Source organism: Verrucosispora sp. ts21 (genome assembly GCF_002879555.1).
Taxonomy (GTDB): domain Bacteria; phylum Actinomycetota; class Actinomycetes; order Mycobacteriales; family Micromonosporaceae; genus Micromonospora; species Micromonospora gifhornensis.
Map to the genome: position 1 here is coordinate 1 of NZ_PNOZ01000118.1, position 14,624 is coordinate 14,624.

General features: G+C 70.5%; 11 protein-coding genes. 8 read left to right on the forward strand and 3 right to left on the reverse strand.

Features of this window, described 5'->3' with window-relative positions; translation table 11 throughout:
- The first annotated feature begins 72 nt into the window (after positions 1-72).
- Both C1A38_RS28950 and C1A38_RS28955 read left to right on the forward strand, forming a co-directional pair.
- On the forward strand, positions 73-1,401 hold the full coding sequence (locus tag C1A38_RS28950; RefSeq protein WP_102660862.1) for a low temperature requirement protein A: 1,329 nt from the start codon (positions 73-75) through the stop codon (positions 1,399-1,401).
- 253 nt (positions 1,402-1,654) lie between these two features.
- Positions 1,655-3,424 carry an LVIVD repeat-containing protein gene (locus C1A38_RS28955; RefSeq protein ID WP_233197093.1) on the forward strand — a complete coding sequence of 590 codons (1,770 nt, stop codon included), beginning with the start codon at positions 1,655-1,657 and terminating at the stop codon, positions 3,422-3,424.
- Between the two features lie 149 nt (positions 3,425-3,573).
- On the opposite strand, the gene C1A38_RS28960 is transcribed toward C1A38_RS28955, so the two are convergent.
- Positions 3,574-4,212 (reverse strand): DUF305 domain-containing protein, encoded by a 639-nt coding sequence (locus C1A38_RS28960; RefSeq protein ID WP_158244955.1) that lies wholly within the window; start codon positions 4,210-4,212, stop codon positions 3,574-3,576.
- Positions 4,213-4,504: 292 nt separating this feature from the next.
- Here C1A38_RS28960 and C1A38_RS28965 point away from each other — a divergent pair, with 292 nt between their 5' ends.
- A complete protein-coding gene (locus tag C1A38_RS28965) occupies positions 4,505-5,404 on the forward strand; it encodes a TIGR01777 family oxidoreductase (RefSeq protein WP_102660865.1) in 900 nt (299 codons plus the stop codon).
- 12 nt (positions 5,405-5,416) lie between these two features.
- Here C1A38_RS28965 and C1A38_RS28970 read toward each other — a convergent pair whose 3' ends face one another.
- Positions 5,417-6,673: an extracellular catalytic domain type 1 short-chain-length polyhydroxyalkanoate depolymerase gene (locus tag C1A38_RS28970; protein ID WP_102660866.1), complete on the reverse strand. Its 1,257-nt coding sequence runs from the start codon at positions 6,671-6,673 to the stop codon at positions 5,417-5,419.
- 175 nt (positions 6,674-6,848) lie between these two features.
- Here C1A38_RS28970 and C1A38_RS28975 point away from each other — a divergent pair, with 175 nt between their 5' ends.
- Positions 6,849-8,666 (forward strand): DUF6311 domain-containing protein, encoded by a 1,818-nt coding sequence (locus tag C1A38_RS28975; protein WP_102660867.1) that lies wholly within the window; start codon positions 6,849-6,851, stop codon positions 8,664-8,666.
- A gap of 58 nt (positions 8,667-8,724) precedes the next feature.
- On the forward strand, positions 8,725-9,369 hold the full coding sequence (gene lipB, locus C1A38_RS28980; RefSeq protein ID WP_102660868.1) for a lipoyl(octanoyl) transferase LipB: 645 nt from the start codon (positions 8,725-8,727) through the stop codon (positions 9,367-9,369).
- 94 nt (positions 9,370-9,463) lie between these two features.
- On the opposite strand, the gene aspS is transcribed toward lipB, so the two are convergent.
- Complete coding sequence (aspS, locus tag C1A38_RS28985; RefSeq protein ID WP_102660869.1) at positions 9,464-10,750, reverse strand: aspartate--tRNA(Asn) ligase; 1,287 nt, start codon at positions 10,748-10,750, stop codon at positions 9,464-9,466.
- Between the two features lie 306 nt (positions 10,751-11,056).
- On the opposite strand from aspS, the gene lipA reads away from it, so the two are divergent.
- The 3 genes from lipA to C1A38_RS29000 all read left to right on the forward strand — a co-directional run bounded on the left by lipA (position 11,057) and on the right by C1A38_RS29000 (position 14,569).
- Positions 11,057-12,103, forward strand: a complete 1,047-nt coding sequence (gene lipA / locus C1A38_RS28990) for a lipoyl synthase (protein ID WP_102660870.1) — start codon at positions 11,057-11,059, stop codon at positions 12,101-12,103.
- A 120-nt stretch (positions 12,104-12,223) separates the two neighbouring features.
- Complete coding sequence (locus C1A38_RS28995; RefSeq protein WP_102660872.1) at positions 12,224-13,783, forward strand: glycosyltransferase family protein; 1,560 nt, start codon at positions 12,224-12,226, stop codon at positions 13,781-13,783.
- A gap of 96 nt (positions 13,784-13,879) precedes the next feature.
- Positions 13,880-14,569: a DUF4191 domain-containing protein gene (locus C1A38_RS29000; protein ID WP_102660871.1), complete on the forward strand. Its 690-nt coding sequence runs from the start codon at positions 13,880-13,882 to the stop codon at positions 14,567-14,569.
- Positions 14,570-14,624: the final 55 nt, after the last annotated feature.

A 14,624-nucleotide genomic window follows, 5' to 3' on the forward strand; every position in this document is an offset into this window, starting at 1 on the left:
CGGGTGGGGCTCGGTGGGTGGGCTGGGGGCGAAATTCACCCCTCGCCGTGTTGAGCTTGGGAAACTCAGGCGGTGAGCGAGAAGGGCTGGCGTGGACGGCTCGGGCCGGCCGTCGGGATTGCGCCGGGTGCCCGGGTCGACAAGTTCGAGATCTTCTTCGACCTGGTCTTCGTCTTCTCGTTCTTCAACATCGCCCGCACCACCGCCACGGAGATCACCGGGCGGAGTCTGTTCCACGCCCTGCTCGTACTGTCCGTGCTCTGGTGGTGCTGGGTGGTGCACACGGTGGTGGCGACCCGGGTACGCATCGGCGAAGGCTTCGTGCCGATCTTGATGGTGGCCGGAATGGCGGCGCTGTTCTCGTTCGCCCTCGCCCTGCCGCAGGCGTTCCAGGACTCGCACGGCACCCACGCCGGGCCGGTCGTGGTGGCGGTCAGCTACGTGGTCATCCGAGCTGTGCACCTGGCGTTGTTCCTGCACATCGTCCGGGACAACCCGACGGAACGCCGGCAGTTGATGCGGTACGCCCCCGAGCTGAGCCTGAGCACCGTGCTGCTGCTGGTGGCGGCGTTGCTGCCCGGCAAGCTCAGCGACATGGGGATGGCGGAGGTGATCCGCGACGGGCTGTGGGTCACCGTCATCCTGCTCCAGTACGGCACCGGTCTGCTGGCCAGCACGTGGGGCTGGGAGGTGACCTCCGCGGAGCACTGGACCGAACGGTACGACCTGATTCTGATCATCGCGCTCGGTGAGTCGGTGATCTCCGTCGGTCTGGGCAGCAACCTGATCGGCCAGGCGCCGACGTGGCCCGGGGTGACGGCGGCGGTGCTGGGGATCGTCTTCACCGCCGCCCTGTGGTGGCTGCACTACGACGTGATCGGGCCGGCCGCCCGGATCGCCCTGCACGCCACTCTCGGTCGGCCGCGGGTGCTGATGGCCCGCGACGCGTACGCGTATCTCTATCTGCCGATGATCGCCGGGATCATCCTGTTCGCCCTCGGTGCCGAGGGCATCGTGCACGACATCGCCGAGCCGGGGGTCCCGTTCAGCGAGCCGGCACACGGGCCGGACGTGCCACTGCTGTTCGGCGGGGTGATCCTCTATCTGGCCGGGAACATGCTGTTCCAGCTGCGTACCCTGCACACCCTGTCCTGGCTGCGGCTCGGCACGTTGGGGGTGCTCGCGGCCTGCATCCCGGTCGCCATGGTGCTGCCCGGACTGCTCACCATGGGTCTGCTCACCGTGATCTGCGTCGGTCTGATCACCGCCGAGGTGGTGCTGATGTCGGAGGGCCGGCGGGCGCTTCGCGCGGTGGTCTACGAGGAGCGGACCGCGCACGAGGCCCACGAGGCCGCCTACCGGGCCCGCTGGCACGAGGATCCGCCCGACGCGATGCCCTGAGCGATTCACCCTCCACTCGCGACCATCCGGGCAACGCGCAGATGATCATTCGACGAATGGCGGACGATCGTCCAAGATCAACCAGGTTGTTTCCGGTACCTGACGGAAGCCGCCGTTCTGCGCTCCCACCTGGCTTTTTCTTCACCCGTTCGGCGGAGACGACAGAAGTTCCGTCGTCGGTACGGTCCTACGCACACGACGCGTCCTTCCTGATGGAACCCCCCGCGTCGGTCGTTCCACCGAAAGGCAGGCAATGACAGTTCGAACCCCCTCTCGGCCCCGCCGGGGCCGGCAAGCCCTCGGCGTGATCGCCGCCGGGCTGCTCCTGGCCGGCGCGCTGCCGGGCACCGCGTCGGCCGCGGAGCCCGACCCGCGAGTCGGGCTCGGTGCCGGCTGGCTCGACGCTGAAACGGCGATCAGCAATCTGGAGCACCTGGCCAACCGTCCCAAGCCGGCTGGCTTCGTCGACCCCAACAACCCGGGTGCCGGCTCGTTCATCGCCTCGGACCTCGGTTTCGGCGACAAGTACGCCGTCCTGGGCAACTACAACGGCTTCAACATCGTCGACATCTCGAAGCCGGCCGACCCGACGCTTGTCACAAGCGTGGTCTGCCCGGGTGGCCAGGGTGACCCCTCGGTCTTCGGCAACCTGGTCTTCATGTCGGTCGAGGAGACCCGCGGGCGCGTCGACTGTGGCACCAACAGCAGCGTCGGCACCCGTTTCCAGGGCGTCCGGGTCTTCGACATCAGCGACGTGCGCAACCCGGTCCAGGTCGCCGCGGTGCAGCTGTGCCGCGGTTCGCACACGCACACCGTGGTGACTGACCCCAAGGACAAGAATCACGTCTACATCTACAACTCGGGTACCGCTGGCGTGCGCCCGGCGAACACGATGGAGGGTTGCAACAACAACCCGGCCGACGGCGACAACCCCTCGCGCTGGCGCATCGAGGTCATCAAGGTTCCGCTGGCTGCTCCGCACCAGGCCGCCGTGGTGAACGCGGCGCGCCTGTTCGCCGACCCGACGACCGGCCGGATCGACGGCCTGCAGAACGGCCCGACCACGCCGCGTCACCCGTCCGGTGGCACCTGGTCGCCGTCGCCGAACACCAACACCTGCCACGACATCACCGCCTTCCCGGCGATCGGGCTGGCCGCTGGTGCGTGCCAGGGCAACGGCATCCTGGTCGACATCTCGGACCCGGCGAACCCGGTCCGGATCGACGAGGTCTCCGACCCGAACTTCGCGTACTGGCACTCGGCGACGTTCAACAACGACGGCACCAAGGTCATCTTCACCGACGAGTGGGGCGGCGGTAGCGGTGCTCGCTGCCGCGACATCGACCAGCCGGAGTGGGGCGCGAACGCCATCTTCGACATCGTCGACGGCAAGATGGAGTTCCGCAGCTACTACAAGCTGCCGGTTCCGCAGACCACCGCGGAGAACTGCGTTGCGCACAACGGCTCGCTGATCCCGGTCCCCGGCCGCGACATCATGGTCCAGGCCTGGTACCAGGGCGGTCTCTCGGTGTTCGACTTCACCGACTCCGCCAACCCGACCGAGATCGCGTTCTTCGACCGCGGCCCGATCAACCCGGACCGGATCGTCAGCGGTGGCTACTGGTCGGTGTACTGGTACAACGGCAACCTGTACGGCAACGAGATGGCTCGTGGCCTCGACGTCTTCGCGCTGAAGCCCAGCGAGCACCTGTCGGCGGCCGAGATCACGGCGGCCTCGCAGGTCAAGCTCGCCGAGTTCAACGCCCAGCACCAGCCGAAGATCGAGTGGACCCCGAGCTTCGCGGTTGCCCGGGCCCACTACGACCAGGCGGTCCGTGCCAACACCCTGGGTAAGCAGATGACGTCCCAGGTGGACAAGTTCCTCGAGCGGGCTGAGAAGTTCGCTGCCGAGGGCAAGCGTTCGGCGGCGGTGGCCCAGCTCGGTGCCATCTCCAACCAGATCAGTGGTGCTGAGCACCAGGCGCTGAAGCAGGCGATCCTGGACCTGCGCGCCTCGCTCTGATCTGTTCGGTAAGTAGAGGGGCACCTCGACTCGAAACCATTCGAGCCGAGGTGCCCCTCACCTTTGCGGTACTTCGCCGTGGTCCGGACCGAGAACTACCTGACGGTACGCCGTGGTCCTGCTCGGACGGCAGGACCACGGCGAGCAGGTCAGCGCATCGCGGCCAGCATCTTCTGCATCCGGGCGATCTCGATGCTCTGGTCGGCCTCGAATTCCCGGGCGAGCTGGTCGGCGGCCGGCTCCAGCCCTCCGCCGGAGGCGTACAGCTCCTCCACCATCGACACCGCCCCCTCGTGGTGGCGGATCATCAAGGTGAGGAAGAGCTTGTCGAACTCCGCGTCCCGGGCCTGCTTGAGCTGGTCGAGCTGCTCGGGGGTGAGCATCCCCGGCATCAGCTCGTGCCCGGCGTGACCGGCGTTCGGCCCGCTGGTCGGCACGTTCCGGTCCGTGAGCCACTGCTGCATCAGCGCAATCTCGTCCCGCTGCGAGACGTCGATGCGCTTGGCGAGCAGCCTGATGTCCGGGTTCTCCGTACGGTCCGCCACCAGCGCCGTCATCGTCAGCGCCTGCTGGTGGTGCGGGATCATGCCCTGGATGAACATCGTGTCGGCCGCGGTGAACTTGGGCGGCGAAATCTTCGCCACCTCGTCCTCCGAAAGGGTCTTACCGGTCTGACCCGGAGCACCCGGCTGGACCACGTGCGAGCTCGGCGGGCGGTACGGCGGTGGTTCGCTGTCCGGCCAGGCGGCGTACGCCACCCCCGAACCGACCACGGCCGTGACGGCCACGGCCGAAATGATCATACGACGAGACAGCGGCATGACTCTTGTACCCAATCTGAAGCTTGAGCTGCACAGATGCGAAGGCCATAGTGCCTCATGCCTTACGCCGTCACCAGGGACCGGGCGGTTGCCGGTTGATCCACCCCGGCCACCCGGACGGTTGAGCAGATCGGACGAACGGCCCATCGAGCGACGCCGTGAGCCCCGGCCGCCGACGAAGGCTGGCGACGAAGGCCGGTGACGAGAACTCTGGCGGGCTGAGGCAGCCGGGCGGACGCGCGTACCCGAAGATATGAGCATGCGGATCCTCATGGCCGGCGCTTCCGGCTTCCTCGGCACCCAGCTGGTCGACCTGCTCGTCGCCGACGGGCACCAGGTGACCCGGCTGGTCCGGCGGCCACCGCGTACCCCCGACGAGCGGCAGTGGTCGCCGTCGGCGGCGCAGCTGGACCCGGCCCTGGTCGCCGAGGCGGACGCTGTGGTCAACCTGGCCGGGGCGGGGGTGGGTGACCGCCGGTGGAACGACAGGTACAAGCAGCTGATCCGCTCCAGCCGGGTGGACACCACAAGCACCCTGGCCATCACCATCGCCGGGCTGCCGGCCGCCGACCGGCCGGAGGTGCTGCTGAACGCCTCGGCGATCGGCTGGTACGGCAACACCGGCGACCAGGTGGTCGAGGAGGACGCGCCGGCCGGTGAGGGCTTCCTCGCCGACGTGGCCCGGGTGTGGGAGGCGGCGACCCGACCGGCCGAGGACGCCGGGGTACGGGTGGTGCGGCTGCGCACCGGCCTGCCGCTGCACCGCGACGGTGGGCTGCTCAAGCCGATGCTGCTGCCGTTCAAGCTCGGCATCGCCGGGCGGCTGGGCAGCGGACGGCAGTGGATTCCGTGGATCTCGATGGTCGACTGGCTGAACGCCACCACCTACCTGCTCGCCCGCGCCGACCTGGCCGGGCCGGTGAACGTGGTCGGCCCGGCGCCGGTCACCAACGCCGAGTTCACCCGGGAACTGGCCCGTCAGCTGCACCGCCCCGCCGTCATCCCGATCCCGGGACTGGCCCTGAAGGTGGCCCTGGGTGGCTTCGCCCAGGAGGCGCTGACCAGCACCCGGGTGCTACCCGGCGTGCTGACCCGCGCCGGGTTCACCTTCCGCCACCCCGACCTGCCCACCGCCCTGGCGGCCGCGTTGCAGGGCTGATCCCGGCCCCGCTCAGCAGCCGATGGTCCAGTGGTTGGCGCCGACCTGGCGCAGGGCGGTGGTGTAGAAGGTGTTGTAGAGACCCATTCGCTGATTCGAGCCGTTGGCGTAGGCGTAGCCGCCGGAGTGGTAGGCGCGGCCCGCGGTCACGTGCGCGTAGTTGCTGGCGGTGACGCAGGTCGGGGCACCCGTCGGGCTCGGCGAGACCGTCGGGCTCGGCGAGACGGTCGGGCTCGGCGAGACGGTCGGGCTCGGGGACACCGTCGGGCTCGGGGTGGGCGAGGGCGTGCCACCGCCGTCCAGGCCGAAGAAGAGCGCGTCCCGGTACGTCGAACAGATGGTGTTCAGGAAGTACGCGGCGGCGGTGCCGCACTGGTCCACGCCCGAACCGGGGTTGACCGGGGTGCCGTGGCCCATGCCGGAGACCCGGTAGAGGCGTACCGCGTCGTTGCCGTACACCTCCAGGCTGGTGCCGCCGGGCAGTGCCGAGGTGCTGGTCGGGGTCTGCGACACGCCGAGCACGTTCGTCCACTGGTCGCGGGACTCGACGGCGTTGGCCGGCATCACCGTGTAGTCGGCGGTGCCGTGCCAGATCGCCACCCGGGGCCGCGCCCCGGTGTAGCCGGAGTGCGCCGCGCGCACCAGGTCACCCCACTGCGCCGGGGTCTTGTCCACGCCCGGGCTCATGCAGGAGAAGGCGTTCACCATTCCGGTGGCGCAGCGGTACGGGATGCCCGCGATCACCGAGCCGGCGGCGAAGACGTCCGGGTAGGTGGCGAGCATGGCCGCGCTCATCGCGCCGCCACCGGACAGGCCGCTGACGTACACCCGGTTGGCGGCCGTGCCGTAGGCGGACCGGGCGTGGTCGACCATCTGCTTGATGGACAGCGCCTCGCCCTGGCCCCGGCTGGTGTCGCCGGTCTCGAACCAGTTGAAGCAGGCGCTGGAGTTGTTGGCCGACCGCTGCTCGGGCACGATCACCGCAAACCTCCACTGGTCGGCGTACTTGCGCCAGCCGGAGTTGGCGAAGTAGCCGGCCGCGTCCTGGGCGCAGCCGTGCAGCAGGACCACCGCCGGCGCGCCGGACGGCAGGTTGTCCGGCCGGTACGCGTACATGGCGAGGTTGCCGGGGTTGGAGCCGAAGCTGGCGACCTGGGTCAGGGACGCCGCCTGGGCGGGGGTGGCGACGGCCACCAGCGCGGCGGCGGCCACGAGCAGACCGGCCAGTACGCCGGCTGACCGGCCGGAGCGGGTACGGATGCGGCGCACGGGACCTCCAGGGGACGGTGTGAGCTGGATCACCGATGATTGCCGCGAGGTTACGCAGCTGCGTCCGGGCGATGACATGGCGAGGATGCACACATTCGTCGATGTCCAGGTGTGGGACCCTGACTTGCACCCGGAAGTGCCAGCGTGTCCGGGTGCGGTTGGTAACGTCCGCTAGGTGCCCACCTCGCCGTCCGTGGCGTCCGCGCCCACCTCGCCCGCCCGTGTCACCCGTGATCGACGCGCCGACCTGATCGTGACGCTTGTCGCGCTGGCGCTCGCCGTCTGGGTGACAAGCGGGCTGTGGCGCGACCCCAACGGTCGCGCGATCACCGTCAACTCCAGCGACCAGGCGCTGTTCGAATGGCTGCTGGCCTTCGGCGGGCACGCGGTCAGCCACGGGGAGAACCCGCTCTACACGTACCTGATCAACGTCCCGGACGGGGTGAACCTCGCGGTCAACACCTCGATCACGGTGTACGCGGTGGTCTTCGCCCCGCTGACGTACCTGATCGGGCCGCCGGCCACCTTCCTGGTGATCCTCACCCTGAACCTGGCCGCCACCGCCGTCGCCTGGTACTGGCTGCTCTCCCGACACCTGGTCCGCAGTCCGCTCGCCGCCGCCGTCGGTGGGCTGTTCATCGGCTTCTCCCCCGGCATGGTCTCGCACGCCAACGCCCACCTGAACTGGACCGCCGGCTGGCTGGTGCCGCTGCTGGTGTGGCGGCTGTTCGCGTTGCGCCGTCCCGGGCACTGGCTGCGTGACGGCGTGATCCTGGGCGTGCTTGTCGCGATCTCCTTCTCGATCGCCGCCGAGGGGCTGTTCTTCACCGCCCTGGCGCTCGGCCTGTTCGTCGCCGTGTGGGCGCTGCACCCGGCCAACCGGGCGCAGGCGCGGGCGGTGCTGCCGTCGTTCCTGCGCGGCCTCGCGGTGACCGCGGTGGTCGCCGGGGTGCTGCTGGCGTACCCGTTGTGGCTGCACTTCGCCGGGCCGCAGCGCTTCCACGGCACCGGCTTCGACGCCGTGATCCACTCGGAGGACATCGCCGCGTACGCGGCGTTCCCGCGCCGCTCGCTGGCCGGCGAGGCCGGTCTGCGTACCACGCTGGCACCGAACCCGACCGAGGAGAACTCCTTCTTCGGGTGGCCGCTGCTGGTGCTGACGCTCTGCTGCTTCGTACTGCTGTGGCGACGCGCCGATCCCCGTCGCCGGGCCACCCTGTGGGCACTGGGCATCGTGGCGGTGGTCTTCACCGTGCTCTCCTTCGGGCCGGTGGCGAAGGTGGACGGTCGGCGCACCGACCTGCCGATGCCGTTCGACCTGCTCGGGCAGCTGCCGGTGGTGAACGCCGCGCTGCCCGCCCGACTCGCGCTGGTGGTGACGCCGGTGATCGGCGTGCTGCTGGCGTACGCCATCGATCTGTTGCGGCAGCGACCACCGCGCCGGCCGGCGGCGGTGGCCTGGACGCTCGGGTTCGTGGCGGCGTTGCTGCCGCTGTTCCCGACCCCGCTGCTGACAATCGAACGGGAGCCCATCCCCCGTTTCATCACCTCGGGCGCCTGGCGTGAGTACGTCTCCCCCGGCGGCACGCTGACCCCCGCCCCGCTGGCCCTGGACGTCTACCCCGACGGTCAACGCTGGCAGGCGTACGCCCTGGCCAACCGGCAGGGCGAGTTCGCCATCCCGTCCGGGTTCTTCCTCGGCCCCGGCGGTCCCGACGGCCGGGGCCGGATCGGGCCGGTGCCCCGGCCCTTCAGCGCCCTGCTCGACCAGGCCGCCCGCACCGGCCTGCCGCCGATCGTCACCGAGGGCACCCGCGAGGAGGTCCGGGCCGACCTGGAGCACTGGCGCATCGAGACGGTGGTGCTCCCCGACGAGGTGCACGGTGCCAAGTGGCCGGTCGACGAGGAGGCGCTGCGCCGGACGCTGACCATGCTGCTCGGCGAGCCGGAGCGGGTCGAGGACGTCTGGCTGTGGCGGGTCCGCGAGAGCTGATCGCGGGTGAGCCGGCTCACCCCAGGTGACCAGCGAGTACGGGTCTAGGCTGGAACGCGTGACCACGACGACCTCCGGCCTGACGGCCGTGCGCGCCGGTGTCCTCGACTACACCGCCGCCTGGGACGAACAGCGCCGCCTGCACGACGCGGTGGTTTCCGGTGAGTCCGGCGACACCGTGCTGCTGCTGGAGCACCCGAGCGTCTACACCGCCGGCAAGCGCACCGAGCCGTGGGACCGCCCGATGGACGGCACTCCGGTGGTGGACGTGGACCGGGGCGGCAAGATCACCTGGCATGGTCCGGGGCAGTTGGTCGGCTACCCGATCCTGCGCCTGCCCGACCCGATCGACGTGGTCGCGTACGTGCGGCGGGTCGAGCAGATGCTGATCGACGTATGCGCCGAGTTCGGCCTGACCGCCGTCCGGGTCGAGGGGCGCAGCGGCGTCTGGGTGCCGGAGGACGACCGGGGCCCGGCCCGCAAGGTGGCCGCCATCGGCATCCGGGTCGCCCAGGGCGTCACCCTGCACGGCTTCTCGATCAACTGCGACTGCGACCTGACCCACTTCGACAAGATCGTGCCGTGCGGCATCCGCGACGCCGGAGTCACCTCCCTCTCCGCCGAACTGAACCGCCCCATCCCCATCACCGACGTCCTCCCCGTCGTCGAAACCCACCTCCTCACCATCACTCCCGCCCCCTGACCACCTGCGGGTCCCCGCGGTGATCAAGAGGTTTGCGTCAGGAATCGTGCTGTCGCCGACGCAAACCTCTTGATCAACTCCTGCGGGGTCAGGGTCAGGGGGTCAGGCGGTGGAGGTCGCGGGGGAAGGGGGTCACCTCGCGGATGTTGGGGGTGCCGGTGAGGCGGGAGACGAAGCGTTCCAGGCCGATGGCGAAGCCGCCGTGCGGGGGCATGCCGTGGCGGAAGGCGTCGACGTAGCCCGCGTACGGTTCGACCGGCTCGCCGCGGGCCGCCAGCGCGTCCAGGTAGTCGGCGTGGCGGTGTAGGCGCTGGCCGCCGGTGACCAGCTCCAGGCCACGGAACAGCAGGTCGAAGCCGTTCGAGTAGTCAGGCCGGGCCGGGTCGGGATGGGTGTAGAAGGGCCGTTTCGCCATCGGGTAGCCGGTGACGAACACGAACTCCGAGCCGTGTTCCCGCCGCGCCCACTCGCCCAACGCCCGTTCGTGCGCGGGCGCCAGGTCCGGTTCGTCGGCGGGAGCGCCGGCGATCCGCAGCGCCTCGGTGAAGTGGACTTCCGGAATCTGTGTCGGCACCTGCGGTGGTGTCACGCCGAGGGTGGCCAGTGCGGCACCGGCCCGGTCCGCGACGGTGTCCAGCATCCCGGCCAGGGTGTCCCGCAGCACCGTCATCACGTCCCGGTGGTCGGTGATGAAACCCAGTTCGGCGTCGAGCGATGTGTACTGGGCCAGGTGCCGTACGGTGTCGTGCGGCTCGGCCCGGAACACCGGCCCGACCTCGTAGACCCGTTCGACCACACCGACCATGAGCTGCTTGTAGAACTGTGGTGACTGGGCCAGGTACGCGGGCCGGCCGAACCAGTCCAGCGCGAACACGTTCGCCCCGCTCTCGGTGGACGAGGCGACCACCTTCGGCGTGTGGATCTCCACGAACCGGCGGGCGTCCAGCGTGGCCCGGAACCCGGCCACCGCCGACGCCGACACCCGCACCGCGGCCGAGCGGCTCGGGTGGCGCAGCGCGACGGGTGCGTGGTCGAGCTGGGTGGGCAGGCTGGCGGTGAGGGTGGGCCGGTACAGGTCGAACGGCGGCGGCACGGCGGGCGGCCCGAGCGGGCGTACGGTCGGGTCGCTCAGCTCGACCCCGGCGGGCGCGGCCGGGTTCGCCGCCACCGTGGCCACCACCTCGACGACGGTCTCCTCGGGCAACGCCTCGATCTCGGCGCGTACCGCCGGGTCGGTGGCCACGACCTGGGCCAGGCCGACGGCGTCGCGGACGATCAGGAAGGCCACCGACTTGAGCAGTCGGCGGCGGTGTACCCAGCCGGCGATCCGGACGGTACCGCCGGTGTGCCGGGTGAGCTGGTCGGACAGGATGCGTTGCACGGCTACCTCCTCGATCAATCGCAACGCGATCCCCGGGAGGTGTGGGCGAGCGGGAACCTCGCGGTGCCACCACACCTTCGCTCCCGCCGCAGCGGAAGCCTCGTTCGTCGCCTTTTCACCGGGGCCAGCCGGGCGGGCTCTACTGAGCATCGGTGTTAAGAAGGGGCCCTTCCTCTACCGGAGGCGTTAAAAGGGTGCCCTTCCTTTCACCGGGGTCGCTTCGTGCGAGCGACGCTAGCAGCACCCACCGTCGCCGTGTTACCCGTTTTTCCCGTCCCCGGTGTCCGGCGTCACAGGATTTGCGGGGTGACGGCGGTCGCCCGCTGTTCATCGACAGCCACCATCCGGCGTAGGCTCGTTTTTGTGACGATCGAGCACACCGCACCGACGACCGGCCAGGCCACGCGCACCGCGACGCCCGCCCCCGAGGGACGACGGCTGCTGCGGATCGAGGCCCGCAACGCCGAGACGCCGATCGAACGCAAACCGCCGTGGATCAAGGTCAAGGCCAAGATGGGCCCGGAGTACACCCAACTGCGCGGGCTGGTTTCCCGCGAAGGGCTGCACACCGTGTGCCAGGAGGCCGGCTGCCCCAACATCTACGAATGCTGGGAGGACCGGGAGGCCACCTTCCTCATCGGCGGTGACCAGTGCACCCGCCGCTGCGACTTCTGCCAGATCGACACCGGCAAGCCTGCCGAGTTCGACGCCGACGAGCCGCGCCGGGTGGCCGAGTCCGTGGTGTCGATGGGCCTGCGGTACGCCACCATCACCGGCGTCGCCCGTGACGACCTGCCCGACGGCGGCGCCTGGCTGTACGCCGAGACGGTCCGGCAGATCCACGCCCTGCAGCCCGGCTGCGGTGTGGAGCTGCTGATCCCCGACTTCAACGCCGTACCGGAGCAGCTCGCCGAGGTCTTCAGCGCCCGGCCCGAGGTGCTCGCGCACAACGTGGAGACGGTGCCGCGGATCTTCAAGCGGATCCGGCCGGCGTTCCGCTACGAGCGGTCCCTGGACGTGATCCGGCAGGCCCGCGCCGCCGGCCTGGTGACCAAGAGCAACCTGATCCTGGGCATGGGCGAGGAGCGCACCGAGATCTCCCAGGCCCTGCGCGACCTGCACGACGCCGGTTGCGAGCTGATCACCATCACCCAGTACCTCCGCCCCACGCCCCGGCACCACCCGGTGGAGCGCTGGGTCAAGCCGGAGGAGTTCGTCGAGCTGAGCGCCGAGGCCGAGGAGATCGGCTTCGCCGGGGTGATGAGCGGGCCGCTGGTGCGCTCGTCGTACCGGGCCGGCCGGCTCTACCAGCAGGCTCTCGCCGCCCGCGAGGGCGTCGCCGTCGCCGGCTGAGGTTTCCCGGCCGCCGCGCCGCGCGAGCGCCGTCGGCAGGCGGCGGGCGGGTGCCATGATCGGCAGGTGACCGAGGTACGCCGAGAGCCACGACCCGCACTGCGCGCGCTCCCGGCGACCCTGCGGACGCTGCCCGACTCGCTCCGGCTGCCGCGCAGATCCCGGCTGCCGGTGCTGCTCACCGTGCTCGCGTTCGTCGCCGGGGTGGGTTACCGCCTCGGGCTGATGCTGTTCGACGCGCCGCCCACCAACAGCGACGAGGCCACCATGGGCCTGGCCGCGCTGCACATCTCGCGGGGTCAGGAGTTCCCCGTCTGGTTCTACGGCCAGACGTACATGGGCACCCTGGAAGCGTGGCTGGCCGCGCCGCTGTTCGCCGTGGCGGGCCCGTCGACGTTCGTGCTGCGGCTGCCCACCCTGGCGATGTACGCGCTGTTCGTGCTGCTGATCTGGCGTCTGACGCTGCGGTTGACCGGGGACCACTGGTTCGCCCTACTGGTGGTGGGCCTGCTCGCCCTCGGCTCGGACCGGATCGTCAAGAACCAGCTGATCGCCGGTGGCGGCTACCCGGAGATGAACGTTGCCGGGGCGGCACTGGCGCTGCTGGCGTACGACCTGGCGGTCGGGCGTCCCGGTCGACGGCTGCCCCGCTGGACGGCGTGGGGTCTCCTCGCCGGGCTGATGGTCTGGGTCGACCCGCTGGTGCTGCCGTACGTCGCCGGCACCGGGCTGGTGCTTGTCGCGTTCCGCTGGCGTGAGCTGCGTGGCCGAGCGGGCGGACTGCTCACCCTCGGTGCCCTGGTCGGCGCGGCACCGCTGCTGGTGGACAGCCTGGTGGCCGGCCGCAACCCGCTCACGGCGGTACTCACCGCCAGCGGCGCCGAGCAGCCCGCCGGCTGGGTCGACCGGCTGTACGGCGGGCTGGTGCTCGGCCCGGCGCTCGGCATGGGCTTCTGTGACCCGGGCCGGTGTGCCGGCTGGCAACTCTGGTGGGCGGTGGCGCTGCCGGTGCTGCTGGCTGCCGCCGCCCTGACCGCCTGGCACACCCTCCGCCGCTCACGGGCCGATGCGGTGGCACGGGTCGGGGCGGCGGTGACGTTGGCGTTGGTCGGGGCGGCGGTGGCGACCGTTGCGGCGTACACGGTCAGCAGTGCGGCCGGGCGGACGCCTGTGGAAAGCTCCCGCTACCTGTCCTGCCTGCTGATCTCCGTACCGGTGCTGTTGTGGCCCCTGTGGAGGGCGACCCGCCTCGGCGGGCGACGTTCCGCTACCGCGCGGGTAGCGGCGGTGCTGGTACTGACGGCGACGCTGGGCACCGCGATCGTCGCCACTGCGGGCGCGGTGGGTCGGGTGTCCGCCGTGCACGCCGACGAAGGGCGGCACACGACGCTGGTCGCCGCGCTACGCGAACAGGGCGTACGGCACGTCTACGGCACCTACTGGACCTGTAACCGGCTCACCTTCGCCAGCGGGGAGGACGTGATCTGCGCGGTCGTCGACGACGAGTTGCGCCCCGGTCACGACCGCTACCGCCCGTACCGCACGGCCGTACACGCGGCGGCCGGGGCGGCCTGGGTCGCGCCCGACGGGTCGCCGCTCGCGGCTCGCCTCGACCAGCGACTCGACTCCCTCGACCGGTTCACCGTTGACGGCTGGCACGTCTACCTGCCCCGCGGCTGACCCAGCGGCCCCGGTCAGGCCGATGATCAACCGAGTCGACCGACCAGGGCCGGACGCCGATCAACGGCGCGGCGCGCGACCACTAGACTTGACGCCATGGCAAAGCCCCAGGAGAAGGTCTCGTTCGGCCAGCGGCTGAAGCAGATCGGGTTGGTGTTCAAGTTCACCGCCAAGCAGGACAAGTGGTTCACGCCACTGGCCGCCGGCGCGGTGCTGATCCCACTCGCGCTGACCGTCGTCGCGATCGTGCTCTGGGGCTGGCTGTGGCTGCCACTGGGCATCCTGTTCGCCCTGCTCTGCCTGCTGATCGTGCTCAACCTGCGGTCCAACCGGGCGATGATGAACGCCGCCGAGGGCCAGCCGGGTGCCGCCGCGCAGATCATGGAGAGCATGCGCGGCGACTGGCGGGTCTCCCCCGCGGTCAGCTCGACCACCCAGATGGACATGGTCCACCTGGTCATCGGCCGCCCCGGGGTGATCCTGCTGGCCGAGGGCAACCCGCAGCGGGTACGCAGCCTGCTCGGCCAGGAGAAGCGCCGGCTGGCCAAGGTGATCGGCAACGCCCCGCTCTACGACTACGTCATCGGTCAGGAAGAGGGCGAACTGCCCATCCGTAAGCTGCGGATGACGCTGATGCGGCTACCCCGCAACCTCAGCGGCAAGGACGTCAACTCGCTGGACAAGCGGCTCAAGGCACTCACCGCCCGCCCGCAGATGCCCAAGGGCGCCGTACCCAAGAACCTCCGCCCACCCCGAGGCGCCTTCCGCCAAATGCGCGGCCGCTAACCCCTCCGCTCCGCCCCGCTCCGCCCCGAAGATCGTCGACATGCTCGGCGCCTAC